Below are 23,789 nucleotides of genomic sequence, written 5' to 3'. Positions count from 1 at the left end.
GCGCGCCCACCGCTGTGGGAGCGGCCTTGGCCGCGACACGGCCGCTGCGGTCCGCCGGCTTCGATCCAGGCCCGCTGTCGGGGTCAGAAGACCCCTCCCACAGAACCCCGGCCTGGGTTCAGGTCAACGTCGGGATCAGCGGGCCCCTTCCAAAAAATTCCACGGCCAGCCCTGCGCCAAACCCGACCTTACCGCACCAGAAACGGCAGATTGGCGGTCGCCACCTTGCCGGTCCGGTCCGTCACCGTGATGAACAGGCGGTAGGCGCCGGGCACGGCCGGCGCGATGAAGCGCACGCTGCGCGCGTCGGCGTGCAACACCTTCACGTCGATGCGCGGCGGTACCGCCTCGATGTCACCGCCGATGCGCAGATCGGTGGCTTCGGCTCGCACCACCCATTCGGTGCTCAGGGCCGCGCCATCGAAGGCGTGTGCATCGACGCCCGCCGACACCTCGCCCCCAGCCGGAAACTCGTCGGCCGCGATACCGATGCCGAGAACGCGTGGCGCCGCCACTTTCGGCGGGCGGCCCCAGGCGTCCGCCAGCGCATCGGTCATCGCGGTCGGTCTGCCGACGTCGAGCAGGCTGTGCCAGGTCGCGGTCTGTTCCTGTTTCTCGCCCCACAGAAAGGGAAAGGCGGCGACGATCTGCGGCTGCCCGGCGACGAAAGCCAGCGCATCGCGATAGAAGTCCGCCTTCTGCGTGCTGGTCAGCTCCACCGGCGCGCCCCAGGGTTTGCGCCCGGCCTGCCACTGACCGAGCGGACCCAGTTCGGTCACCAGCACCGGCTTCGTGATGCCCAGCCGCTGCAGGCGGGCCGGCAGTTCGAAGATGGAACCGCCATACAGATTCAACCCCAACACATCGACATCGGGACAGCAGCCGGCAAGCGGCGCCAGCCATGCGTCGCTGTTGTCGGCAACCACCATGACGGTCGGGTGTTTCGCGTCGAGCGCCTTCACCAGCGCGGCGACGCGGTTCACTTCGTTCCACAGCGGTCGCGGATCGCCGACGCCGGTCTCGATCTCGTTGCCTATGCCCCAGGCGAGCAGCGCCGGGTGCTCACGGTAGCGCCGCACGAAATCCGCGATCCGCGCGTCCTGGGCGGCGACGAGCCGAGCGTCGCGGTAGTTGAAGCCGTGCCGCGGATGGCCGAGCCACAGCCCCATCACCACCTTCATGCCCATCGTCTGCGCCGCATCCAGCACCCAGGCGTCGCTCTCGCGATAGACGCGCACCACGCGCGCGCCGGCATCGGCCAGCTTCTGCAGCGCCACGCGGTCGCCCTCGAAGGCCGCACCCTGCCAGGCGGGGTCGGCTGCGCGCCCGGGCAGCGGCAGGCACAGCAGTGCGACGAGGGTGAGCAGGGTCAGTGCCGGGGAGAATTCACGGAATGCCATATATATATGCACGACGCCGCCTGCTGGCGGCCACGAAGCTGAGAGGCACGTGGCCGTCCAGTGTTCCCGCCGATGCCCTCAGGCGGGCTGGGCCAGCGTCATCAGGATGTCCGCATACCAGGCGCAGTTCAGCCCCAGCGCCTCGTCCAGCTTGAGATCGCGCGTGCCGACATCGAGCCGTGCCGAGTGCACGCCGAGCAGCATCCACGGCAGGTCGCCGAGCGCGGCCGGGTCGTCGGGCACGCGCATCACCACCGGTGCGCCGCTGATGCCGCGGTGGGTGCGGGCGTCGGTCAGGAAGTAGCCTTCGCCTTGGAAGCGCAGACCGAAAGACGAGGCGATACCGGCCTGACGCACCACCGGCATGTGGTGCAGCGTGTCGTGGAAGCCGAGCGGGAAACCGACCACCAGCAGCGAACTGCCGACTTCGATGCGGTCGAGGTCGGCCGACAGGTGGGCCGGCGTGAAGGCGCGCCAGACCGCGGTCGGCGGCAGCGCGGCGCGGTCCAGTTCGATCAGCGCGACGTCGATGGCGCCAGCGCGATCCGCGCCCTGACGCCACAGGCTCTTGCCGTTGCGATAGAGCGGGATCGAGAAGCCGGTCGAGCGCGCCATGTTGGCGGCGTCGATATGCAATTCGATCTCGATGCGATCGGGAAAGTGACGGCTCGGCTGATCGACCAGAACGTGGCGACTGGTGACCAGATAGAGCCGCCCGTCGCGCTCGAAGAAAAAGCCGCTGGCGTTGGTGAGCGCGCGTGCGCCATCGAACGTGCAGATGCGCGCAGCGGCGAGCAGGATGGGTTCTATCATCGGGTTCGGCGGCATGAAACGGCCCTCATTGTGAACGTCTTCGGCAGATATCCCGGCAGAAAGCCCGTAATCGGTGCATAGTGTTGGCCGGCGCCGCACGGTTTCATCCACTCCGGCCGCGCCGTCACTGCAGTTTTCCGGTTTCCTTCTCGCACAGACCTCGTCGTCGGCGACCCGAATCCCGTCGCATCCCAAAGCGATCCCGCAGTCAGCCCCCTGACGCTCCACGGCCCGCGCGCCTGCGGCCCGGCGTCCACTTTTCACGCCCACCCGGGAGAGCCGCAATGGCCAAGGAAGAACTGATCGACATGAACGGCGTAGTGACGGAAGTCCTGCCCGATTCGCGCTACCGCGTCACGCTGGAGAACGGCCACATGGTGGTCGCCTACACCTGCGGCAAGATGCGCAAGCACCACATCCGCATCATCGCCGGCGACAAGGTGTCGCTGGAAATGTCGCCCTATGACTTCAGCAAGGGGCGCATCACTTTCCGTCACATCGAAGGCCGTGGCGCAGCGTCCGCACCGGTACGCCGCACGCATTGAGTCCCTGCTGCGCGGTCAGCGTCCGCGCATCTTGCGGCGCTTTTCGTGCAGTTCCTGCGCCTCAACCGACATCGTTGCGGTCGGCCGCGCCAGCAGCCGGGCGAGCCCGATCGGCTCACCGGTGAATTCGCACCAGCCGTAACTGCCGTCGTCGATGCGCGCCAGCGCCTCGTCTATCGTGTGCAGGTGCTTACGTTCGCGATCGCGCACGCGCAATTCCAGCGAGTGATCCTCCTCCAGCGACGCGCGGTCCGACGGGTCGGGCGTGCGCTCGAACTCGTGCAGGTGCTGCGTCGTTTCGTGCGCAGACTGCAGCAGCGCGTCGCGCTCGGCGAGCAATCGCTGCCGGAAGAAGGCGAGTTGCTCCGGCGACATGTACTCCGACGGCGGGGATGCGAGCAGGCGGGCTTCGACGTCCGCCTCGGCAAGGAGGGTAGCGCTCATGGTACGGGCCTTCCGGGTGAGCGGTGGATGGGCGCACGCAGCGGTGCGTGCCCGCCGGCCGCCGCAGGAATCGGCGATCCGGTGCGCTAAAGATACACGTCCCGGATGACGGCGGTGCGCACAACTTTTCCCGCTGCCGAAGAATACCGCCCGCCCGCGCCCGGCAGCGATTGACAGGGCCGCCGTCGCCGACGCAAGGTATGCGCCCCGCGATGCCCCGCCCACACCTGTGCTCAGACTTCTCCACACCGCCGACTGGCAGATCGGCCGACAGTACGGACAATTCGACGCCGACGAGGCGGCGCTGCTGGCCGAAGCCCGCATCACAGCGGTCGAGCGGCTGGCCGCGCTGGCGACCGAGCAACGCGTCGATCTGGTGCTGGTCGCCGGCGATGTGTTCGACGCCCAGGGCATCGCCGACAAGACGGTGCTGCGGCTGTTCAACGCGACGCGCGTGCATGCCGGCCCGTGGGTCATGATTCCGGGCAATCACGACGCCGCGCTCAGCGAGTCGGTGTGGACGCGCGCGCAGCGGCTCAACGCGGTGCCCGACAACGTGCACCTGTGCCTGCGCCCTGAGCCACTGCAGTTCGACGGACTGAACGCCGTCGTGCTGCCGGCGCCGCTGACCCAGCGCCACACCTACAACGACCTGACCGACTGGTTTGCCGCCGCCGACACGCCGGCCGGTGCGTTCCGCATCGGCATCGCGCACGGGGCGGTGCAGGGCCTGCTCGCCGAAGGCATCGATTCGGCCAACCCGATTGCCGCCGACCGCGCCGCACAAGCGCGGCTGGACTACCTCGCGCTCGGCGACTGGCACGGCTGCCGTCAGGTCGATGCGCGCTGCTGGTACAGCGGCACGCCGGAAACCGACCGCTTCCGCAACAACGATTCCGGCCGCGCGCTCATCGTCAACATCGACGCGCCGGGTGCCGTGCCGCGGATAACGCAGGTGGATACCGGCCGCTACCGCTGGCGCAGCGAGGCGTTCACGCTGCAGGTGGCGAGCGATGTCGATGCGCTGTGCGCACTGCTCGGAACGCTTGCAGCGGACGACGTGCTGCAGCTCGACATCGATGGCCGCACCGACCTCGACGGATTGAAGCGGGTCGGCGACGCGATCACGCAGGCGCGCGGCCGCGCACGCGCCGTGCTGGCCGAGCTCGACCGCGTGCGCATCGAACCGACCGCCGCCGACCTCGAACAACTGGCCGCCGAGGGCTACCTGGGCGAGGTGATCGCCGATCTGCGCGCCGCGCAGGACGACGCCGACGGCGACACCGCGCGCGACGCGCTGGTGCTGCTGGCCGGCCTGCTCGATGCGCGCCGCGCGGGAGTGGCGCGATGAAGATCAGCCGCCTCCGCGTCAACCAGTTCCGCCGCTTCCACCAGCCCTTCGAATTGCGCGACCTCGACCCCGGTCTCAATCTGTTCGCCGGTCCCAACGAAGCCGGCAAGAGCACGCTGGTCGCCGCGCTGCGCGCCGCCTTCTTCGAGCGCCACCGCTCCGGCACGGTCGAGCATCTGCGCCCATGGAGCGATCCGGGCGCCTCGCCCGAAGTGGAACTCGATTTCGAACTCGACGGCCGCGACTGCCGCCTGAACAAGCGCTTCCTCGGCCGGAAGCGATGCACGCTGCAGTACGGCGAGCGCGCCTTCGACGGCGCCGAGGCCGAGGACTTCCTCGCCGAGCGGCTGGGTTTCGCCTTCGCGTCCAAGGGCGCCAGCAAGGCCGAGCACTGGGGCATTCCCGGCCTGCTGTGGATTGAGCAGGGCAGCGCGCAGGAGCTGCGCGATGCGGTATCCCACGCCACCGATCATCTGCGCAGCGTGCTCACCGCCTCGCTCGGTGAAATCGCGGGCGGCGACGGCGACGACATCACCGCCGAAGTGGAGAAGCTGCGCAACGAACTGCTCACCCCGTCCTCCGACCGGCCGCGCGGCGCCTGGCTGGAAGCCCAGCAGCTGTGCTCGCAACTGGCAGCAGAGAAGGCGGCGGTCGAAACCACGCTGCAGGACAGTCGGCAGAAGGTAGACCGGCTGGCACTGCTCCGCGCCGAGCACGCCACGGATGCCGCCGAGCGTCCCTGGCTGGCACTGCGCGCGCAGGCGGCGGAAGCGCGCGCGGCGCTGGCCGAGGCGCAGTCACTGCAATCGAGACTCGAGGGCGAACGCCTGTCGGCGCAGGGGCTGGCGCGGCAGGTCGAGCTCTTGCGCGGCCAGCTCGCGGCTTTCGACGCGGACGCGGCCGATGCCGCGCGCCGAGCCGAAGCGGTGTCCGTCGCGCAGCGTGCGCTGGACGCGGTGCAGGCACTGGCGGGGCCTTGGCAACAGCGCGAACGGGAGGCAACGCAGGCGCATGAAACCGCACGCCGCCGGCTGCAACAGGCGCGCATCCGCGACAACCTGCAGCAGGTCAGCCGCGAACTCGATGACGCACGCCGCAAGGCCGAGGCAGCGCAAGCCGCCAGTGCGCAGGCCGAGGCGGCACAGGCGCGCGTACTCGCGCTGCAGGCCGAAGCCGCCGCCTGCGAAATCCGCGCGGCCGATCTCACCGCGCTGCGCGAACAGGCAAGGCGCCTGCGCGAACTGGACATCCGTCGTGCAGCACTCGCCACCCGGCTGCGCTTCGCGCTCGACGACGGCCGCGAACTGCGCATCGCCGACGAGATCCTGACCGGCAGCGGCGAGCGACTGCTGCCTGAAGCGACAACGATCACTCTGCCCGGCCACGGTCGGCTGCGCATCGAACCGGGCGGCAGCGATGCCGCCGCGCTGGCGCGCGAAGCTGCGGAACTGGCCGATCGTCACGGCAGTGCGCTGGCCCGGCTCGGTCTCGCCTCGCTCGAGGCCGCCGAAGCGCGCCAGCAGCTGCATGCCCAGAAGCTGACTGACCTGAAGGCGGCTGAAGCGACCGTGAAGGCGCTGGCGCCGCGCGGCATCGATGCGCTGCGCGCCGAATGCAGCGTGCTCATCGGCCGGGTGGCCGAACTGACCCAGCGGCTGGCGCCACTGACCGCCGAGGCCCAGGGCGCCGCCGACGCGGCCGACTTGCCGTCGGTGGTCGAGGCTGAAGGGGCCGAAGAGCGGGCGCGTCAGTCGCTGGCCGAGGCGGCACGCCAGCTGGGCGAGGTGGTCAGCCGCCGCGCGGCCGCGCAGGCAGTGCTCGAAGCCGCGCAGAGCGAGGCGGCAGCGGCCCGGGCGCGGCTCGACGATCCGGGTCGTGCGGAGCAACGAGCGGAGGCACAGCGCGCGCTGGCCGACGAACTTGCCCGGCAGGCGGCCCAGGCGCAGCGGATCGAGGCGCTGGCGCGGCAGCTCGAGGCGGCCCGCCCGCAGGCGCTGGAACAGGACGTGCAGCGGCTGGACCGCAGCGCCGAAATCGCCGAGAAGACCCGCGACCAGCGGCGCGACGAAATCACCCGGCTGGAGATCGAACTGGAAGCGGCTGGCGCCCAGGGCCTGGACGAACGGCATGCCGCCCTCGCGCGCGACCTCGCCGCGGCCGAACGCCGGCAGGAGCAGCTGGCCCGCCGCGCCCGTGCGCTGGACCTGCTGCTCGGCCGGCTGCGCGACAAGCGTCGCGCGCTGACCCAGCGCCTGCAGGCACCGCTGCAGAAGCATCTGAATCACTACCTCGGCCTGCTGTTTCCAGGTGCGCGCATCGCGATCGACGACAGCCTGAGCCCGGGCCCGCTCACCCGAGAGATCGCAGGCGGTGTGGAGAGCGGCGACGTCAACGCGCTCAGTTTCGGCGCGCGCGAACAGATGGGCGTGATCGCCCGCCTCGCCTACGCCGACCTGCTGCGCGAAGCCGGCCGCCCCACGCTCATCATCCTCGACGACGCGCTGGTGCACAGCGACGCCGCGCGGCTGGATCGGATGAAGCGGGTGCTGTTCGATGCCGCGCTGCGCCATCAGATCCTGCTGTTCACCTGCCACCCGGAGAACTGGCGCGATCTCGGCGTGGCGGCGCGCTCGCTCGCTTCAGTGGCGACGCCCGTCGGGCAGGGAGGGGTATGAGGATGTGGAGACAGACCGCGCAGGCTCGGTGTGCGTCGATTGGCCGCAGGCGGTTCGCACGACGCTGCGGGACCATGGCCGCGCTGACGGTCGAAAGGTTCGACGCCTATCTGTCGAGTTCGATGCGGGCTCGTGCGGCGTTCCTGACATCCGGGGATCTGCCGCCCGCCGGTCTTGACAGCATAGTGGCCTCGCGACGCCGCTGCGGCTTCAGTGATCCTAAGCGGTCGGCAGACGCGGAGTGAGTGCCCGTGTGCGCGGCAGCCGATAACCGCTTCCATTTCGATTCACTTCGCTCGGATCTTGTCATGAACATCACCGCCACCCCGATCACCGCCGCGCTGGCCGGCGCCTTTTCCGCTGCGGTGTGGCCACTGCTGTGGTCACGTTTCGGCGGCGAGACCGGCGACAGCGCCGGACTGGTGATCGCCACGCTACTGGCGATCGCGCTGCCGGCCCATCTGTTCGTGGTCGGCCTGGGCCGCGCCGGCCAGGACGCCAGCCGCACGCTGGACACCGCACTGCTGCGGCGGATCGCGAGCTGGCTGCTGGCGGCGGCCGCGGTCACCGTGACCGGCGTCACGCTCTGATACAGGACGTTCCGCGCGTCCGGAGCCGGCCACGTATGCATGCCTCAATCCGGGCTGGCGCCCGCTGAAAGTGGTCACATGCCGGATGGCGGGGCAGCGGAGCCGGGTTCATCGCCGGCCCGCTTTTCGAGGAGGTCAACTTCAGGGGCTATGCCGGCAGCGCCGGTCACCCGACCACAGTGAAGATCGTGCCGTTGATCGAACTGGCGATCACCATCCATCCGGTCATCGCGCATCTTCATCGAGCCCGGCCTGATGCATCGCCGGCATGCACGCATCGTGCTGTCGGTCGCAGTGATCAAGGATGCGCTGCACGACATCGCGCAGGCGGTCGCGTTCGGTTTGGTGCATGTGAAGTCCGGTGCCGTCGGCGCAGCACGCCGCCATCATGTAAGCAGCGGTTTCGGCGCCGGCCGATCACGGAACCGCGTCCGCCGGTCGGGGCTCACAGCGTCGCTGTGAACCCAAATCGATAAGGATGCCGTTTCATGACACCTGACAACGCCCTGCTCACCATTGCCCTGTTCGCGGCCTTCGCCGATGGCGTCAAGGACGACCGCGAGCGCGACCACGTACGCCGTTTTGCCGAATCACTGGGCACGCAGGCGCCCGACCTGCCGCGTCTCTACCAGGACGTGCTGCTCAAGCGGGTGACCTTACGCGACGCGACCTCGGCGCTGGAAGACCTCGGCCAGCGCCAGTTCGCCTACGAAATGGCACTGTGCATCTGCGACGCAGACGGCCGCCAGTGCGACACAGAACGCGCCTTCCTCGCCGACCTGAAGCGTCAGCTCTGTCTCGACGGCGACGCCCGGGTGGCCGACGCCGAAAGCAAGGCCAACGCGCTGGCCGACCTCGACGCGTACGCGCCCGCCACGATCGCTGCGTCCACAACGGTGGCTGCCGCGCAGCCGGCGCCCTCGGACGCCGAACTCGACAAGACCATCCTGAATTACGCCATCCTCAATGGTGCGCTCGAACTGCTGCCGCAGACCTGGGCCTCGGTCGCCATCATTCCGCTGCAGATCAAGATGGTCTATCGCATCGGCCGCGCGCACGGCTACGAACTCGACCAGGGCCACATCAAGGAATTCCTCGCCACGGTCGGCGTCGGCCTCACCTCGCAATACCTCGAGCAGTTCGGCCGCAAGCTGCTCGGCGGCCTGCTCGGCAAGATGGCCGGCAAGACCGTCGGCGGTCTCGGCCGCACCGCCACCGGCATGGCCTTCTCGTTCGCAAGCACCTACGCGCTCGGTCACATCGCCAAACGCTATTACGCCGGCGGCCGGCAGATGAGCGCAGCGGCGCTGCAGCAGGGCTTCCAGCAGATGCTGGAACCGGCGAAGAAACTGCAGGCCGACTACCTGCCGCAGATACGCCAGCGCGCATCCGGCCTGGACGCCGCGCAGATCATGGCGATGGTGCGCGGCGGCTGAGCGCGACTGGCCGGTTTGCGCTGGCGCAACGGCTCCGACGCAGCGGCAGTGCACAATGACGGCCCCCGCAGTCCGCGGGCGATAAACCGATCATGAATGGGTAGGCCGTGAGTTCATTTCCGAAATGTCCGCAGTGCAGTTCCGAATACACCTACGAGGACGGCAGCATGTACGTCTGTCCGGAATGCGCGCACGAGTGGCCGCAGCGGGCCGCCGAAGCCAGCGATCAGGCGCGCGTGGTGAAGGACGCCTACGGCAACGTGCTGGCCGACGGTGACAGCGTCACGCTGATCAAGGACCTGAAGGTAAAGGGTTCGTCGTCGGTGCTGAAGGTGGGCACCAAGGTGAAGTCCATCCGTCTGGTCGAGGGCGACCACGACATCGACTGCCGCATCGACGGCTTCGGCGCGATGCAGCTGAAATCGGAGTTCGTGAAGAAGGCCTGAGTCAGGCAGTGCGTGCCGGCCGTCAACCGGCACGCGCCTGCGATCAGAAGCGCTCCACCTCGACCTTCACGTCGTCGATCGCCAGGCCGTGATCGAAGCTGTAGTTGTTGCGTACGACCCAGCGCAGCCATAGCCGGCTGCCGGCTGTCCATGCCGGCGTGATGATGCCGCCGAGCGCCTGTTTCGCCAGCGGGTCGCGGCCGAAGACCGGTGCGCCGCTCGGCGTCAGGATCAGTGGTGACGGCGATTCGAAATCGAAGCCGGCGCCCGGGCGCACCCAGTCGACATGGCCGAATTCCTCGCCGACGCCGTACTCGAACACCAGCACGTTCAAATCGTCGCTGGCGCCCTGCCGCCACTGCTGGCCTTCGAACGCGATGCGCACCGCGTCGATGCCGCGACCGCCCGCGTTGCGGAAGGACACGGCGATGTAGCCGGCGAGCTGGCCGGCAGCCGGCGTGCCGAAGTAGCTGCCGCCGGTGCCGACCGCGCCGAGCGCGCGGTTGCGGTCGCCTTCGAGGCCGTAGCTGTAGAAGCTGCCGCCGGCATCGTCACCGGTGTCGCCGCGGTAGGTCGGCGTCACCAGCGGCTGTTCGACGAAGTTGAGCAGCCGCCAGCCGGGCAGCGTGTCGTTGTCGCGCCAGTCGAAGGCGCGGCTGGTGGCGCCCAGCGTGTCGAAGTTCTGCACGTAGACGAAGCGCCCGGCAGCGTCCGGCGCCACGGCGATGTCGGCCGTGGCCGGCAGCGCAGCCGCGCCGAGTGCGGCAGCGAGCAGGGAAGCGCGTATCGAGGTCATCACCACCATCCGCTCAGGCGCGCTTGCGGCGCGCGGCTGCGCCGACGATGCCGAGGCCGGCCGCCAGCAGCGCGATCGAGGCCGGTTCCGGCACGGCCGGGATGGCGACGCTCAGCGACACGTTGTCGATGGCCAGACCGTGATCGAAGCCGGCGCTGTTGTAGTCGATCCAGGTGATCCACAGCGTCTGGCCGGCTTCCCACTCGAGCGCGATGTCACCGCCGCGCAGTACGGCATTGGCGTTGCCGTCGGTGGCGAAGCCGGCGGTCGAGGCGGCGTTGGTCACCGTCGAGTTGTACTTGAACGCGCTGCCCGGATTGATCCAGGTGCTCACGCTGCCGAAGCTGTCGCCGAAACCGTAGCGGAAGTCCAGCGTATCGCTGCCCTGGTTGGCTTCGCCGACGCGCCATTGCTCGGCGTCCCAGAACACGCTGACGCCTTCGATGGTGGCGCCGCTGTCGTTGCGGAAGGCGGCCGCTGCGTAGCCCGACAGCGCGCTGGAAGCCGGCGAGCCCCAGTAGGCGCCACCGGAGCCGAGTGCGCCGAGGGCACGGTCGCTGTCGGCGTTCTGGCCGTAGCTGTAGAAGTAGCCGCCGGCGTCGCTGCCGTTACCGGCACGATAGAAGGTCTTGGCCACCTTGGCCGAGTCGAACAGCGACCAGCCGGCGAGAGTGCTGTCATTGCTCCAGGCGACGTTGCTGCTGCCGTTGGCGGAGGCCAGCGTGTCGAAGTCCTGGAAGTACTCGAAGCTGTCGAACAGGCCGGAAGCGTCGCGTTCGAGCGTGACGCTGACGGCGGCCTGGGCCGGAGTGGCGAGTGCAGCGAAGGCAACGGCAAGGGCGGTGGCGAGGGTGCGGTGGATCATGGTGTCGTTCTCCGTGAGGTGCGGTGGGTTCGTGTTCATGCAAGCGGCAACAGCGCGCGCTGGGCGCTGCCGGGCAGCGTGCGCACGGTGGCGCCTTCGCTGAGCGTGTACTGGCGGGACTTGACGGTGCTGACGAAGTACCAGGTGGCGCGGCACTCATCGCGCGTGGCGGTCAGCACCATGAAACCGCGGTGACCGGTTTCGGCGTACTTGAGGTCGGGAATGGTGTCGACCATCCACTGCGCGACCACCTCGGGCGCGTCGGTGCGGCGCGTGACTTCCATGCCGGGCGACGACACGCCAGGTGTGGCGAACTCGACGCCGATGCGGTTACCGGCGGCGTTGACCAGGTCACTCGCCCAGGCGTTGTGCGTGTCGCCGGCGACCACGACCAGGTTCTTGTCGAGCCGGCGCGCAGCGGCGTAGACCGCCTCGCGCGCTGCTTCGTAGCCGCCCCAGGCGTCGGTGCTGCGCGGGATCGACGGCTGGCCGAGGATGTAGCGCTCGGCACGGGTGAGCGCCTCCGGCTGCGTCGCCGCCTTGTCGTTCAGCGCGATCCAGTTGGCGATCGAGATCTGGTCGAGCGCGATGGCGGCCGGAATTTCGGCGCGCGCCATCAGCACCTGCTGGCCCAGCACCTGCCAGGTCGCGGTCGAATCGGCCATCTGCTGTTCCAGCCAGGCCTGCTGCACGCTGCCCAGCATCTGCCGGCTGTCGTCGCCGATCGCCGCGCGCAGTGCGTCGGCATTGATGCCGTCGGGGCCGACGAAATCGCCGAAGGCGAGCTGTTCGGTGCGCGCCAGCAGGCGGGTTTCCAGCATGTGCAGCGACAGCAGGTCGCCGAAGTCGAAGGAGCGGTAGATGCGGCGCAGGTCGGCGGTGTCCGGCGTACGCACCGGCAGCCACTCGTGATAGGCCTTCAGCGCAGCAGCGCGACGGTCGGCGTAAGGGCCTTCGGTGGCCGGCGTGTGATTGGCGGCGCCGGACACGAAGGTGTTGTTGCACACCTCGTGATCGTCCCAGACCGCGATCAGCGGCACCGCGGCGGTCAGCGCCTGCAGGCCGGGATCACCGCGGTACAGCGCGTGACGGGTGCGGTAGTCGGCCAACGTGATGCACTCGCCCGCCGGCAGCACTTCGCGGCCAAGCGCTGCGGCGTCGTCGGTGGCATACCCGCCGCGGCCGTATTCGTAGATGTAGTCGCCGAGATGCAGCGCGGCATGGAGGTCGTCCATGCGCGCCGCTTCGGCGTAGGCGTGGAAGTAGCCGGCCGGGAAGTTCGAGCACGAAAAACAGCGAGCTTCACCTGGTCAACCGCGCCCTCGGGCAAGGTACGCGTGCGACCGACCGGCGAGCGCTGGCTGCCGTAGGTGAAGCGGTAGTGGTAGCGCGTGTCCGGGCGCAGGCCATCGACGTCGATCTTCACCGTGAAGTCGCGCGTCGCATTGGTGCGGAACAGGCCGCTGCGCACGACACGGCTGAATGCGGCATCGATCGCCACTTCCCAGAACACGCGCGGCTGGGCGTCGCCCGGCGCGGTAATGCGGGTCCACAGGATGACGCGGCGGGCCAGCGGGTCGCCGCTGGCGATGCCATGAACGAAGGGCGCGGCGGCGGCCTGCGCGGTCGAGCCGGAAAGAAGGGCCGGCGCGGCGAGCGCGGCGGCGCCGAGGGTGCCGATGAACTTGCGGCGGCTGGTCGGGGACGTGGTCATGTACGGTCGGCGCGATACGGAAATGCGAAGGCCGCACAGTGTTGTTTGCCGACATTACAGGCCGCATCTGCGCGACGCAGCCGCTCGTGGTCCGTTCAGACTATCGGCGGCGACGGCGCACATCGTTCACCCGGTTTGCGCAAATTGACCGAAAATCGTGCGCCGCATCGGCCGCCCGCGGTATTTTCCCGGTCATGGACAGACGACGCACCGCCCCACTCGAAGCCGTAATGGACCTCCTGCTCGACGCCGTATGCGTCGTCAACGAGTTCGGGCACTTCGTATTTGTCAGCGCCGCCTTCGAGCGCATCTTCGGCTACAGCTGCGACGAGGTGATCGGCCGCCGGATGATCGACCTGGTGCTGCCGGAAGACCGCGAACGCACGCTGCGCGCGGCGGCCGAAATCATGTCGGGCGACCCCAAGCTCAGCTTCGAGAACCGTTACGTGCGCAAGGACGGCGCCATCGTGCACATCCTGTGGTCGGCGCGCTGGTCGGAAAGCGAACGGCTGCGCGTGGCGATCGCGCACGACATCACTGCACGCAAGCGTGCTGGCGACATGCAGGCGGCGATGTACGCGATGTCCGAGGCGGCGCACGTGGCGACCGACCTGTTCGACCTGCTGGCACGCGCGCATCGCATCGTCGCCGACCTGCTGCCGGCCGAGCGCATGATGGTGGGCGTGCGCAACGAGATCGACGGCGCGCTCAACATCGCCTACGCGGCCGACGCGCACGGCGATCCGGTTGACGGTCTGCCGTCGCGGTGTATCGATTTCTGTGCCGACGTGGTGGCGCGCGGCGAAACCCGACTGATGGCGGGCGAACGCGGCGAGACCTGGCTCGGCGCGCCGCTGGTGTCGGCCGACGGCTGCCTCGGCGCGCTGGCGCTGAAACGCGCCCCGGGCGCCGCAGTGTTCACCGAACGCGACCGCGAACTGCTGAATTTCGTCGCCACCCAGATCGCCACCGCGCTCGAACGCATGCAACTGCAGACGCGACTGCGCCGCATGGCGCAGTACGACGGTCTGACCGGCCTGCCCAATCGCGCGCTGCTGCATGACCGCATCGAAACGGCGATCGCCGCCGCGCGGCGCACCAAGGGCAGGCTCGCCCTGCTCTACCTCGACCTCGACCGCTTCAAGGAAGTGAACGACACTCTGGGCCACGCCGCCGGCGACGTACTGCTGCACGACGTCGCACAGCGCCTGCGCCTGTGCGTGCGCGAGGCCGACACGGTGGCGCGCATCGGCGGCGACGAGTTCGTCGTGCTGCTGGCCGACGTGCGCCGCATGGAGGACGCCGAGAAGGTGTCCGACAAGATCCGCGATGTACTGGCCAGACCGGTGACGATGGACGGCCACGAACTCACTGTCGGCGCCAGCATCGGCATCGCCCGCTGGCCGGAGAACGGCGACAGCGCGAAGGATCTGCTGCTGATCGCCGACGCCGCGATGTACGCAGCCAAGCGGCGGCGCTGAGCGCTGGCGCGCTCAAGCGCCGTCGTCGATGAACTGCAGCCTTGCCAGCTGTGCGTACAGGCCGTTGCGCGCCAGCAGTTCTGCGTGGGTGCCGGATTCGATGGCGTGGCCGTGGTCTAGCACAATGATGCGGTCGGCGCGCTGCACGGTGGCCAGACGGTGCGCCACCACCAGCGTCGTGCGGCTGGCCATCAGCGGTGCCAGTGCGGCCTGCACCATGCGCTCGCTTTCGGCATCGAGCGCTGAGGTGGCTTCGTCCAGCAACAGTATCGGGCGGTCGGCCAGGATGGCGCGGGCGATCGCGATGCGCTGGCGCTGGCCGCCGGACAGGCGCACGCCGCGTTCGCCGAGCGGGCTGTCATAGCCGCCCGGAAGCTGGCGGATGAAGGCGTCGGCGAAAGCGGCCTCGCAGGCAGCGCGCACTTCGTCGTCGCTCGCTTCCGGCCGCGCATAGCGCACGTTGTCGGCCACGCTGGCGGCGAAGATGACGGCCTCCTGCGGCACCAGCGCGATGCGCGCACGCACGGCGGCCGGGTCGGCCTGCGCCAGCGGCACGCCGTCGATGTTGACGCTGCCGGCCTGCGGATCGTAGAAGCGCAGCAGCAGCTGGAACAGCGTGGATTTGCCCGCGCCCGACGGCCCGACCAGCGCCACCGTCTCGCCGGCGCGTACCGTCAGGTCGAAGCGGTCGAGCGCCGGAATGTCCGGCCGGCTCGGGTAGCAGAAACGCACGCCGCGGAAGGCGATGTCGCCGCGCGGTGGCTGCGGCAGCGGCTGCGGGTCGGCCGGTGCCGCGATGTCCGGCTGCGTATCGAGCAGTTCGATCAGGCGCTCGGTGGCGCCGGCGGCGCGCTGCAGTTCGCCCCACACCTCGGACAGCGCACCGACCGAACTGGCGACGATGGCGGCGTAGAACACGAAGGCCGACAGTTCGCCGGCGCTGAGCCGCCCGGCCAGCACGTCGTGGCCGCCCACCCACAGGATCAGAGCGACCGAGCCGAACACCAGCAGGATGACCATGACGATCATCACCGCCGTGTGGCGGTAGCGGCGCACGCCGGTGTCGAAGCTGCGCTCGACCAGCGCCGCGAAATGCGTGCGGTCGGCCGCCTCGTGACCGCAGGCCTGCACGATGCGGATGGCGTGCACGCTCTCATCGACATGGGTGCCGAGGTCGGCCACCCGCGCCTGTCGCTCGCGCGACAGCCCGCGCACGCGGCGGCCAAAGATGACGATGGGCGCCACCACCACCGGCACGCCGGCCAGCACCAATAGCGTCAGCCGGCCACTGGTCAGCCCCAGCATGACCAAGCCGCCGGCCAGCATCAGCGTGTTGCGCAGCGCGATCGACAGGGTCGATCCGACCACGTTTTCGATCTGCGCGGTGTCGTTGGTCAGCCTGGAAATGACTTCGCCAGTACGGCCGGCCTCGAAGAAGGAGGGCGGCAGGGTCAGCAGGTGGGCATACACCCGCGTGCGCAGGTCGGCCGCGACCCGTTCGCCCAGCCAGGACACGTTGTAGAAGCGCAGCCAGGTGGCGCCGGCCAGCAGCACGACCAGCCCCAGCGTGCCGGCCAGCGCGCGGTCCAGCCACTGCGGATCGCCGGCGGCGAAACCCTGGTCGATCACGCTGCGCAGACCCTGACCCAGCGCCAGCGCCGAACTGGCGGCCAGCACCAGACCGAGCGCCGCCAGCGCCAGACGGCCGCGGTGCGGCTTCACCAGTTCCCACATCACGTGCCGGGCACGGCGTAAATCACTCACGCAGAATCATCCTTTTTGTTGTATATTCGCGCCCCTACCCAAGTGCGCGGGTGGCGAAATTGGTAGACGCGCTGTCTTGAGGGGGCAGTGCCGCAAGGCGTGAGAGTTCGAGTCTCTCTCCGCGCACCACACCTTCAGCACCTTCCGGTGCTCATCCCGAACCGTCCGGATCGGGAGAATCCCATGTCATTGAACCTGCCGCAGCTTACCGTGCTGCAGTGCGCTGCTGGCTGTCCGCGCGCTTTGTTACTATGCGCGTCGCAATTCCGAGCCAATCAACCCAAATCAAGACTTCCTGACAACGAGCGGGAGGCGGACGAGGTCGGAGAAGGAGACAGCGATGGCGTTGGACAAGGTCCTGCTGGGACGCTTGCTGCAGTTGAACGAACCGTGGACGGTACGCGATTTCCGTTTCGATCCGGGTGCCCGCCGCATCGACGCATGGATAGGCCTCGAAGTTCAGCGCGGCTGGTTCGGCCTGGCGCGCAAGCAGGAGCCGGAGGCAGCAGAGCGCGTCTGGCGTCACATCGATCTCGCCGGCTGGCGCTGTCATCTGCGCGTGCTGGCGCCGCCCAACGCCGATCTGAGCTCGCTCCCGTGGGCCGGCCCGGCCGACATGCCCTTCTCGCAGGCGCTGTCCAAACAGGTGTTCGCACTGTTCAACGAAGGTGTTTCGCTGAACGGCATCTGCGCCATCACCGGCATTCCGCTGCAGGAACTGTGGAAGTTCAAGTTCGCGCTCGACCAGGGCAAGGCGGCGATCGCCGAACCGTCGAAGGCATCCGCCGCGGCCCCCCTGCAGCCCGCCGCTGATCCCGGTGCGCCGCCCGCCGCGGCGTCCGACGACGACATTCCCGACGTGGCCGATCCGGTCTGGCTGCAGCTGATCGAAGGCCAGCGCGACATCGACATCCGTGCGCTCAGTCTGAAACTGCTGATGACCCGCCTGCGCAGCCAGATGGAGGTGATCACCGACGACGAGGTGCGCATGCTCAAGCTGCGCGAGCTGCACCGCTACTTCGTCAAGAACGCCCGCATGCTGGGCCACGAACTGGCGCAACTGCGCACGCACTGATTCCCGGACAGACTTACATGACGACTCAGAACACGTCCGCCGTGAGCGGACGCATGATGGGGCTGTCCGAAGCGACGGCCCTGATCCGCGGCGGTGGTCATTTCAGCGTCGCCGGCGACGAGGCGCTGCTGCGCCAGCTGCCGCGCGGCCACTGGATCGGCGGCACCATTCCGTACTTCATGGGCCAGGACGGCGGCGTCACCACGCGCGACCAGCTCTATGTCGCGCAGGTGCCGGTGATCAACGGCCTCCCGATGATCCGCTTCTACGACCAGATCAGCCTCGAACGCGTCTGCGCCGACGCGCCGGAGAACGGTTTTTCCATCATCGTGATGCCCGCGTTCTCGGCCGTGCATTCGCTGTTCGCACGCAACGCGCCCGGCTACGAGGACATGTACCTGAAGCCGCTGGTCGGCTGGATATCCGGCATTCACCTGTCGGATCTCGGCCGCGCCAGCCCGCTGGTGGTCAATGGCGAAACGCTGGAATTCGACGGCGAACGGGCACTGGTGATGCACGTGCCGCTGCCCGAGAACAAGTACGCGCAGATCGACATCATCAACCTGTTCACTCAGGGCGAAGGCGACCGCATCCGTTTCCCGGCCAAGGGTTTCAGCGCGACCGAATGCCTGATCAACGGTCAGCCCGGCAACTTCGCGCAGTACGTGAGTTCGCGCGCGATCGACACCAAGCTGCCGCTGGTCGCCGACTACAGCGGCGCGATGATCAACGTGAGCATCAAGTCGGTCGATGCCGGCAAGGGCACGGTCGATTTCTACGCACCGGTATTCGACGACATCGAGTACCGCTTCGCGGCGCCGGTGCCGGACTACGTCAGCGCCTTCCACACCGCGCTGCCGGGGCAGACCGGTCCGATCGGCTTCAGCTGCAACTGCGTGCTCAACTACCTGTACAGCGAGCTCGAAGGCAAGCGCGTGCCGGCCATGCTGGGCCCGATGACCTTCGGCGAAGTGGCCTACCAGCTGCTGAACCAGACGCTGGTGTATCTGACCATCGAGGGCTGAGCGCGCTCTTGTGGGAGCGGCCCTGGCCGCGACTCGGCCGGCTGCCTTAAGCAGGCCTCGATTGAGGCGGCTGTCGGGGTCAGAAGACCCCTCCCACAGAATCCCCGCCCGGGCGCCGACCGCGGGTAGGGCACATCTCCCTGTGGGAGCGGCCTTGGCCGCGACTCGGCCGCTGCGGTCCGCAGACTTCGATCCAGGCCGCCGTCGGGGTCGAGACCCCTCCCACAGAGCCCTCGTCCGATCCGCGGCCGGCGCCGATTGGCGTAGCATGCCGCTTTCCCGTCCAGCATCGCATCCCGCATGAACGACTCCTCCTCCCAGCCGCGCCGCCTCGCGCTCGTCATCGACGCCGACAACGCGCAGCCTTCGCTGATCCAGCCCGTCCTGCTGGCCGCCGCCTCGCGCGGCCGCGTCACCGTGCGCCGCATCTACGGCGACTGGACCTCGCCCAACATGACCAGCTGGAAAGCGCACCTGCTCGATCACTCGATCCGGCCGATCCAGCAGTTCCGCATCGTCGGCGGCAAGAACGCGACCGACAGCGCGATGATCATCGACGCGATGGACCTGCTGCACTCCGGTCTGGTCGATGGCTTCTGCATCGTGTCCAGCGATTCGGACTTCACTTCGCTGGCACGCCGCATCCAGGAAAGCGGCCTGTTCGTGATGGGCGTCGGCCGCCGCACGACACCGGTCGCCTTCCAGCGCGCCTGCGAGGAGTTCGTGTTCACCGACGACATGCGCGCATCGCCGCCGGCTTCGGCGCAGAAGAAGAAACCTGCGGCATCCTCCGGCGCCGCCGCTGCGCGCCCGGAACAGACACCGCGTCGGCCGCGCAACGCGCAACCTGACGCGCAGATCCTCGAACTGCTGTCGCAGGGCATCCGGTCGGCCACCGACGAGGACAGCGGCTGGGCCGGCATCGGCCGCGTCGGCCAGATCGTGCGCCAGTACGAGCCGGGCTTCAGTCACAAGGATTACGGCCACGCCAGCCTGTCCGGTCTGCTGGAAAGCCATCCGGAACTGTTCCGCCTGCGCAAGGGCGACAACGGTCAGGCGCAGGTGCAGCTGATCGAGCGAGCGGCCGACAAGCAGCTCGAACTGCTGCCCGAGCCGGCTGCGGACGGCACTCCGGAGGCCACCGGCGAGGCGCCGGCCAAGTCGCGCCGCAGCCGCCCGCAACGCAAGGCCAAGCCGGCCGCCGAGACGGCGGCGCCCGCGCCGACCGAAACGCCTGCAGCTGCCGCGCAAGCGCCAGTCGAGCCGACCGAAGCCAAACCGGCGAAGCCGCGCGCGCCGCGCCGCAGCCGGACCCGCAAGCCGGAAGGCGAAGCGCCGCAGTCCTGAGCGCCGCTTTCAGCCGCGCGCTTCGTCGGCGGCGGTCGAGTCCTGCCGCGGCGGCCAGAAGAAATCGCGCGGCCGGGTCAGGAAACGACGGGCCAGCTTGACCGACAGGCCGCGCGTGTCTTCCGGCTCGATGCCGCGCGAGCGCAGCGCCACCTTCATCGCCAGGCTGAAGCTGACGATGAGGTTGGTCAGACCGATCAGCATCACGCCGAGCGCACCGACCGCGATGGTGTGCCAGTCGAGATCGAAGCCGAGCGCGTGCGTGCCGTAGGCGAGGTTGGCCGACGCGAAGGCGACGTGGCGGATGTCCAGCGGCAGCCCCAGCAACTGCCCGATGATGGGTGTGCTGCCCAGCATGCAGCCGAACAGGAAATTCCCCATCAGCGCACCGAGGTTGTGTTCGACGTAGTTGGCCAGCCGGTTCAGTCGCGCTTCGCCCAGCAGCGCCCGCAGCCATTTCACGCGGCGCAGCCGCTCCGGTACCCGGTGATACAGCGACTGGTTGTCGTAGTAGCCCGAAATGAGACCGCTGAGGAACAGGAAGACGCCGGCGATCGCCGCGTGCGGAATGGCCATGCTGAGCAGCGGATGCAGGTCGTGCAGCAGGTGCGCGCCCTTGACCGGATCGACCGGGTGCCAGTCGAGGAAGGTGCCGCCGACCATCGCAATCGACATCGCAGTCAGGAAGCCGATCGACACATTGCCGGCGATCGATATCCACTGCGTGCGGCTGACCTGTGCGGCCAGATCCGCCAGCACGCCAAGGCGCGCGTCGCGGTTCTGCTTGCCGTCGAGCGCGGCGGCCAGCGTGGCGGCGGTCATCGCCGGCTGCTTGGTGGCAACGGTCAGGTGCAGGATGTGGATCAGCACGAAACCGAGGCCGTAGTCCAGGCTATGGACAACCGCCAGCCACACCGGCGGCAGACCGAGCTTGCCGGTCACGATCTTGATCAGCGCCATGCAGCCGATGATCAGGCCGGCACCGGCGGCGGCGCGGAACATGCCGAAGAACTCGGCGCGACTTTCGGTCACGTAGTGCTCGCCCGACTTGCTGGCCTGTTCGGTCACGCGCCGCGCCAGCAGTTCGGTGGTGCCCGAGAACAGGTCACGCACGCTGTTGCGGCGGGTTTCCTGGCGCACCAGACAGAGGAAGAAATCGATCGCACGGGCGCGCAGGGTCGGCGCATCGACGGTGGGATCGGGCAGCACCAGCATGCGCAGCAGGCGCAGCCGGCCGGTGATCTGTTCGATGCGCGCCAGCACGAACACCAGGTTCACGCCGACGCCCGCCTCGCGCGAACGGCGCCGGATGGTGTCGACATAGCTCACGCACTGTTCGAGCAGCACTTCGAGGTGGCCGTCGTGTGGCAGCACCTCGTCGCTGTCGGTATGACGGGCGATGAAAGCGCGTACCTCGTCGCTCTGCGCGAGGAAGGGCGACTCGTGCCGCGCCAGTGCCGGCAGATAGCGCAGCAACGCCGGCTCCATGCCGAGCGCCGCCAGCCGGTGCGAAGCCATGCGCATCGCTTCGAACAGCTCGTGCCGGATCTGGCGACGCGCCGGTGCGAAAGCATCGCCGGTCACTTGCAGCAGATCGAGCAGCGCCTGCCAGTCCTCGCGCGGAATGGCGCTCATCCACTCGCCGTCGCCGGCGTCGTCGAACACCTCGCTGAACAGGTCGCGCAGGAAGTCGGCACCGACCGCCGGCGGCAGCATGCGGCCGAGCAGGCGACTGCTCAGACCGCTGAAGAAACCCTGGTTGGCGAGCACGCCGGATTCGGCATACAGCGTGCGGTGCATGCGCGCGGCAAGCACCGCGTTGAGATGGGCCGACAGCGCGCCGGCCAGTTCCGCTCGCGCGCCGAGCAGGCGCAGCAGCGCGCGGAAACGCGACTCGGCAACCTCGACGCCGTCACGTCGTCCGGGGCGCATCAGAGTGATCAACCGGGCAAGCCGCTCGCCGGTGGTGTCGTTGGTGTGGCGCGCCACCTCTTCGAGCAGCGCAGTCAGTTCGGCGACGTAGGCAGTGCTGTGTGTCGTCATGATCGAAGCGGAATAGCGGAATGTGGATCGGGGTCGGCGCGCCGCCCCGCGCGGCGTTCAGTCGCCGCGGGCGATGCGGCCATCGACCAGTTCGATGCGGCGGTCGCAGCGCGCCGCCAGACGCGGGTCGTGCGTCACGATGAGGCAGGCGCTGCCGCGTTCTCGATTGAATTCGCGCAGCAGCGCAAAAATATCATCCGCCGTGTGAGTGTCCAGATTTCCGGTCGGTTCATCGGCCAGTATCAGCCGCGGCGACAGCGACAGTGCGCGCGCGATCGCCACCCGCTGCTGCTGACCGCCGGACATCTGGTTGGCCTTCTTGTGCTCGTGACCCTTCAGACCGACGCGATCGAGCAGGTCGAAAGCCACCGCCTCGGCCTGCGCGGTGGCAACACCGTGCTCGATGATGGACGGCATCATGACATTTTCCAGCGCGCTGAAGGCCGGCAGCAGATGATGGAACTGGAATACGAAGCCGATATGACGGCCACGGAGCACGGTCAGCGCCTGTTCGGACAGGCCGCGCGTCTCGCTGCCGGCAATCGCGAGCTCGCCCGAGGTCGGGCGTTCGAGCAGACCGATCAGGTTGAGCAGCGTGCTCTTGCCGGAGCCGCTGGGGCCGATCAGCGCGCAGAACTCGCCCTCGGCCAGTTCGAAGTCGAGGCCGTGCAACACCTCCGTTTCCACTGGCGTACCGACGCCATAGGACTTGCGCAGGCCCCGCAGCGACACGATGGCGTTCATGCGCCGCACCTCATGCACGAATCGCCTGCACCGGGTCCATCTTGGCCGCGCGCCGCGCCGGAATCAGCGCCGCCAGCACACCGACCACCAGCGCGATCAGCGCCGCCGACAGCGCAATGCCGGTATCCAGCTGCGGCTGGAACAGCGGCGCGCCGTCGCCGGTGCGATAGACGCTGGAGAAGAACTGCAGCAGACCCCAGGCCAGCGCGACACCGGACAGCGCGCCGACGAAACCAACCAGCCCGCCCTGCAGCAGAAAGATGCCCATCACGCGGTTCGAACTGGTGCCCATCGCGCGCAGGATGCCGATCTCCTTCTGCTTCTGCACCACGCTCACCACCAGCACGCTCGATATGCCGAGCGCCACGATGACGACGACGAAGCCGCGGATCAGGTTGTTCGATACGGTCTGGTTGCGCAATGCGGCCAGCAGCTGCGAGTTGGTCGTCATCCAGCTGTTGACGGTCAGCCCGCTGCCGGCCTGCAGACGCTCGCTCACGTCCTGCGCGTCGAAGATGTCGGCCACCGTGATGTCGATGTTCGACACGCCGCCCGGCAGGTCCAGCAGCGACTGCGCGAGCTTCATGGTGGTGAATACCCAGCGCCGGTTCAGATCCTTGTTGCCGATGTCGAACAGGCCGGTGATCTGCAGCAGTTCGTCGCGCCCGCCAGCGGCGCGCAGGAACATCTTGTCGCCCACCGTGACGCCGAGATCCTTCGCCAGTTCGATACCGATGATGGCGTTCGTGCCGTCAACCTGGAACTGCCCGCGCGTCATATAGGTATCCATCTTGACGATGCGGCGGTAGCGGTCCGGCTCGACGCCGACTAGCGCCACCGACTTGCTGGCCCGCCCGCGCAACGCGAAAGCCGGGCCGCTGACCACCGGCGAGACGGCGACCACGCGCGGCTGTGCCTCGGCCAGCTTCACCATCGCTTCCCACTGGTCGATGGAACGCAGGCGCTGCGCGCGCGGCTCGACCAGCACGGAGCTGGCCGGGTCGGTCGAGGCGCGCAGGTTCACTTCCTCGAGCGGCCGCATCACGACGTGCGCCTGACTGCCCAGCACGCGGTCGATGATGGTGGCCTGCAGCTGCGATATCAGCTGCGACAGGAACACGATGACGGCGACGCCGCCGGTCACGCCAAGCAGGATGAGCGCGGTCTGCATGCGCCCCTCGCGCAGGAAGCGCAGCGCGACCAGGAACTCGAACGGAAGCTTGGGTCGCGCCATC

The 23,789-nt window shown here is 68.6% G+C and carries 21 protein-coding genes, 1 tRNA gene and 1 pseudogene; 11 read left to right on the top strand and 12 right to left on the bottom strand.

Annotated elements, in window-relative coordinates; translation table 11 throughout:
• Positions 1–188: 188 nt before the first annotated feature.
• Together ACQ66H_RS01385 and ACQ66H_RS01380 are read right to left on the bottom strand one after the other, a co-directional pair.
• Positions 189–1,400: a glycoside hydrolase family 2 TIM barrel-domain containing protein gene (locus ACQ66H_RS01385; protein ID WP_430432497.1), complete on the bottom strand. Its 1,212-nt coding sequence runs from the start codon at positions 1,398–1,400 to the stop codon at positions 189–191.
• A 78-nt stretch (positions 1,401–1,478) separates the two neighbouring features.
• Positions 1,479–2,213, bottom strand: a complete 735-nt coding sequence (locus ACQ66H_RS01380) for a trypsin-like peptidase domain-containing protein (RefSeq protein ID WP_430432496.1) — start codon at positions 2,211–2,213, stop codon at positions 1,479–1,481.
• Between the two features lie 284 nt (positions 2,214–2,497).
• On the opposite strand from ACQ66H_RS01380, the gene infA reads away from it, so the two are divergent.
• Positions 2,498–2,758, top strand: coding sequence for a translation initiation factor IF-1 (gene infA / locus ACQ66H_RS01375; protein ID WP_020163009.1), 261 nt, complete (start codon positions 2,498–2,500; stop codon positions 2,756–2,758).
• 15 nt (positions 2,759–2,773) lie between these two features.
• Here the strand turns inward: infA and dksA are convergent, their stop codons facing one another.
• Positions 2,774–3,202 (bottom strand): RNA polymerase-binding protein DksA, encoded by a 429-nt coding sequence (dksA, locus tag ACQ66H_RS01370; RefSeq protein WP_425763493.1) that lies wholly within the window; start codon positions 3,200–3,202, stop codon positions 2,774–2,776.
• 229 nt (positions 3,203–3,431) lie between these two features.
• On the opposite strand from dksA, the gene ACQ66H_RS01365 reads away from it, so the two are divergent.
• The 3 genes from ACQ66H_RS01365 to ACQ66H_RS01355 all read left to right on the top strand — a co-directional run bounded on the left by ACQ66H_RS01365 (position 3,432) and on the right by ACQ66H_RS01355 (position 7,818).
• The gene (locus ACQ66H_RS01365) at positions 3,432–4,553 is read left to right on the top strand and encodes a metallophosphoesterase family protein (RefSeq protein WP_430432495.1); all 1,122 of its coding nucleotides are present in this window, start codon (positions 3,432–3,434) and stop codon (positions 4,551–4,553) included.
• Positions 4,550–7,228 (top strand): AAA family ATPase, encoded by a 2,679-nt coding sequence (locus tag ACQ66H_RS01360; protein WP_430432494.1) that lies wholly within the window; start codon positions 4,550–4,552, stop codon positions 7,226–7,228. The genes ACQ66H_RS01365 and ACQ66H_RS01360 overlap by 4 nt, the downstream gene beginning before the upstream one ends.
• Positions 7,229–7,536: 308 nt before the next feature.
• Positions 7,537–7,818 carry a hypothetical protein gene (locus tag ACQ66H_RS01355; protein ID WP_430432493.1) on the top strand — a complete coding sequence of 94 codons (282 nt, stop codon included), beginning with the start codon at positions 7,537–7,539 and terminating at the stop codon, positions 7,816–7,818.
• A gap of 74 nt (positions 7,819–7,892) precedes the next feature.
• Here the strand turns inward: ACQ66H_RS01355 and ACQ66H_RS01350 are convergent, their stop codons facing one another.
• Positions 7,893–8,060: a hypothetical protein gene (locus tag ACQ66H_RS01350; RefSeq protein ID WP_430432492.1), complete on the bottom strand. Its 168-nt coding sequence runs from the start codon at positions 8,058–8,060 to the stop codon at positions 7,893–7,895.
• Positions 8,061–8,306: 246 nt separating this feature from the next.
• On the opposite strand from ACQ66H_RS01350, the gene ACQ66H_RS01345 reads away from it, so the two are divergent.
• Both ACQ66H_RS01345 and ACQ66H_RS01340 read left to right on the top strand, forming a co-directional pair.
• Positions 8,307–9,254 carry a YcjF family protein gene (locus tag ACQ66H_RS01345; RefSeq protein WP_430432491.1) on the top strand — a complete coding sequence of 316 codons (948 nt, stop codon included), beginning with the start codon at positions 8,307–8,309 and terminating at the stop codon, positions 9,252–9,254.
• A 107-nt stretch (positions 9,255–9,361) separates the two neighbouring features.
• Positions 9,362–9,700, top strand: a complete 339-nt coding sequence (locus ACQ66H_RS01340; protein ID WP_430432490.1) for a zinc ribbon domain-containing protein YjdM — start codon at positions 9,362–9,364, stop codon at positions 9,698–9,700.
• 43 nt (positions 9,701–9,743) lie between these two features.
• Here the strand turns inward: ACQ66H_RS01340 and ACQ66H_RS01335 are convergent, their stop codons facing one another.
• The 4 genes and pseudogenes from ACQ66H_RS01335 to ACQ66H_RS01320 form a co-directional block, all read right to left on the bottom strand.
• On the bottom strand, positions 9,744–10,496 hold the full coding sequence (locus ACQ66H_RS01335; protein ID WP_430432489.1) for a hypothetical protein: 753 nt from the start codon (positions 10,494–10,496) through the stop codon (positions 9,744–9,746).
• A gap of 13 nt (positions 10,497–10,509) precedes the next feature.
• Positions 10,510–11,361 (bottom strand): PEP-CTERM sorting domain-containing protein, encoded by an 852-nt coding sequence (locus ACQ66H_RS01330; RefSeq protein ID WP_430432488.1) that lies wholly within the window; start codon positions 11,359–11,361, stop codon positions 10,510–10,512.
• 35 nt (positions 11,362–11,396) lie between these two features.
• Positions 11,397–12,596, bottom strand: coding sequence for an alkaline phosphatase D family protein (locus ACQ66H_RS01325; protein WP_430432487.1), 1,200 nt, complete (start codon positions 12,594–12,596; stop codon positions 11,397–11,399).
• A gap of 155 nt (positions 12,597–12,751) precedes the next feature.
• Positions 12,752–13,075 (bottom strand): annotated as a pseudogene (locus tag ACQ66H_RS01320) (PhoD-like phosphatase N-terminal domain-containing protein); the annotation flags it as partial.
• Positions 13,076–13,269: 194 nt separating this feature from the next.
• Between ACQ66H_RS01320 and ACQ66H_RS01315 the strand changes: the two are divergent.
• Positions 13,270–14,556 (top strand): diguanylate cyclase domain-containing protein, encoded by a 1,287-nt coding sequence (locus ACQ66H_RS01315; protein WP_430432486.1) that lies wholly within the window; start codon positions 13,270–13,272, stop codon positions 14,554–14,556.
• A 12-nt stretch (positions 14,557–14,568) separates the two neighbouring features.
• On the opposite strand, the gene ACQ66H_RS01310 is transcribed toward ACQ66H_RS01315, so the two are convergent.
• Positions 14,569–16,290, bottom strand: a complete 1,722-nt coding sequence (locus tag ACQ66H_RS01310; protein ID WP_430435582.1) for an ABC transporter transmembrane domain-containing protein — start codon at positions 16,288–16,290, stop codon at positions 14,569–14,571.
• 74 nt (positions 16,291–16,364) lie between these two features.
• Here ACQ66H_RS01310 and ACQ66H_RS01305 point away from each other — a divergent pair.
• The 4 genes from ACQ66H_RS01305 to ACQ66H_RS01290 all read left to right on the top strand — a co-directional run bounded on the left by ACQ66H_RS01305 (position 16,365) and on the right by ACQ66H_RS01290 (position 19,767).
• A tRNA-Leu gene (locus ACQ66H_RS01305) sits at positions 16,365–16,449 on the top strand.
• Between the two features lie 211 nt (positions 16,450–16,660).
• Entirely contained in the window at positions 16,661–17,395 is a 735-nt protein-coding gene (locus tag ACQ66H_RS01300; RefSeq protein ID WP_304010775.1) for a hypothetical protein, read from the top strand.
• 17 nt (positions 17,396–17,412) lie between these two features.
• Positions 17,413–18,420: a DUF6976 family protein gene (locus tag ACQ66H_RS01295; RefSeq protein WP_430432485.1), complete on the top strand. Its 1,008-nt coding sequence runs from the start codon at positions 17,413–17,415 to the stop codon at positions 18,418–18,420.
• Between the two features lie 300 nt (positions 18,421–18,720).
• The gene (locus ACQ66H_RS01290) at positions 18,721–19,767 is read left to right on the top strand and encodes an NYN domain-containing protein (protein WP_430432484.1); all 1,047 of its coding nucleotides are present in this window, start codon (positions 18,721–18,723) and stop codon (positions 19,765–19,767) included.
• A 9-nt stretch (positions 19,768–19,776) separates the two neighbouring features.
• Here ACQ66H_RS01290 and ACQ66H_RS01285 read toward each other — a convergent pair whose 3' ends face one another.
• Genes ACQ66H_RS01285 through ACQ66H_RS01275 form a run of 3 tightly spaced genes read right to left on the bottom strand, consistent with a single transcriptional unit; the run spans position 19,777 to position 23,788 of the window.
• Positions 19,777–21,810: a site-specific recombinase gene (locus ACQ66H_RS01285; RefSeq protein WP_430432483.1), complete on the bottom strand. Its 2,034-nt coding sequence runs from the start codon at positions 21,808–21,810 to the stop codon at positions 19,777–19,779.
• 57 nt (positions 21,811–21,867) lie between these two features.
• A complete protein-coding gene (locus tag ACQ66H_RS01280; RefSeq protein ID WP_430432482.1) occupies positions 21,868–22,554 on the bottom strand; it encodes an ABC transporter ATP-binding protein in 687 nt (228 codons plus the stop codon).
• Positions 22,555–22,564: 10 nt separating this feature from the next.
• Complete coding sequence (locus ACQ66H_RS01275) at positions 22,565–23,788, bottom strand: ABC transporter permease (protein ID WP_430432481.1); 1,224 nt, start codon at positions 23,786–23,788, stop codon at positions 22,565–22,567.
• Between the last annotated feature and the right edge of the window lies 1 nt (position 23,789).

It is taken from the genome of Methyloversatilis sp., from assembly GCF_965284615.1.
Classification (GTDB): domain Bacteria; phylum Pseudomonadota; class Gammaproteobacteria; order Burkholderiales; family Rhodocyclaceae; genus Methyloversatilis.
Note: the sequence above shows the minus strand (reverse complement) of the source record. Positions and strands in the feature narration are given on the sequence as shown.

Bases quoted from the DNA above. Each gene is read 5' to 3' on its own strand.
- ACQ66H_RS01310 (WP_430435582.1), bottom strand. From the start codon at position 16,290: ATGTGGGAACTGGTGAAGCCGCACCGCGGCCGTCTGGCGCTGGCGGCG.
- infA (WP_020163009.1), top strand. From the start codon at position 2,498: ATGGCCAAGGAAGAACTGATCGACATGAACGGCGTAGTGACGGAAGTC.
- ACQ66H_RS01385 (WP_430432497.1), bottom strand. From the start codon at position 1,400: ATGGCATTCCGTGAATTCTCCCCGGCACTGACCCTGCTCACCCTCGTC.
- ACQ66H_RS01300 (WP_304010775.1), top strand. From the start codon at position 16,661: ATGGCGTTGGACAAGGTCCTGCTGGGACGCTTGCTGCAGTTGAACGAA.
- ACQ66H_RS01315 (WP_430432486.1), top strand. From the start codon at position 13,270: ATGGACAGACGACGCACCGCCCCACTCGAAGCCGTAATGGACCTCCTG.
- ACQ66H_RS01330 (WP_430432488.1), bottom strand. From the start codon at position 11,361: ATGATCCACCGCACCCTCGCCACCGCCCTTGCCGTTGCCTTCGCTGCA.
- ACQ66H_RS01360 (WP_430432494.1), top strand. From the start codon at position 4,550: ATGAAGATCAGCCGCCTCCGCGTCAACCAGTTCCGCCGCTTCCACCAG.
- ACQ66H_RS01275 (WP_430432481.1), bottom strand. From the start codon at position 23,788: ATGGCGCGACCCAAGCTTCCGTTCGAGTTCCTGGTCGCGCTGCGCTTC.
- ACQ66H_RS01285 (WP_430432483.1), bottom strand. From the start codon at position 21,810: ATGACGACACACAGCACTGCCTACGTCGCCGAACTGACTGCGCTGCTC.
- ACQ66H_RS01280 (WP_430432482.1), bottom strand. From the start codon at position 22,554: ATGAACGCCATCGTGTCGCTGCGGGGCCTGCGCAAGTCCTATGGCGTC.
- ACQ66H_RS01355 (WP_430432493.1), top strand. From the start codon at position 7,537: ATGAACATCACCGCCACCCCGATCACCGCCGCGCTGGCCGGCGCCTTT.
- dksA (WP_425763493.1), bottom strand. From the start codon at position 3,202: ATGAGCGCTACCCTCCTTGCCGAGGCGGACGTCGAAGCCCGCCTGCTC.
- ACQ66H_RS01325 (WP_430432487.1), bottom strand. From the start codon at position 12,596: ATGGACGACCTCCATGCCGCGCTGCATCTCGGCGACTACATCTACGAA.
- ACQ66H_RS01345 (WP_430432491.1), top strand. From the start codon at position 8,307: ATGACACCTGACAACGCCCTGCTCACCATTGCCCTGTTCGCGGCCTTC.
- ACQ66H_RS01295 (WP_430432485.1), top strand. From the start codon at position 17,413: ATGACGACTCAGAACACGTCCGCCGTGAGCGGACGCATGATGGGGCTG.
- ACQ66H_RS01380 (WP_430432496.1), bottom strand. From the start codon at position 2,213: ATGATAGAACCCATCCTGCTCGCCGCTGCGCGCATCTGCACGTTCGAT.
- ACQ66H_RS01350 (WP_430432492.1), bottom strand. From the start codon at position 8,060: ATGAAGATGCGCGATGACCGGATGGATGGTGATCGCCAGTTCGATCAA.
- ACQ66H_RS01290 (WP_430432484.1), top strand. From the start codon at position 18,721: ATGAACGACTCCTCCTCCCAGCCGCGCCGCCTCGCGCTCGTCATCGAC.
- ACQ66H_RS01335 (WP_430432489.1), bottom strand. From the start codon at position 10,496: ATGACCTCGATACGCGCTTCCCTGCTCGCTGCCGCACTCGGCGCGGCT.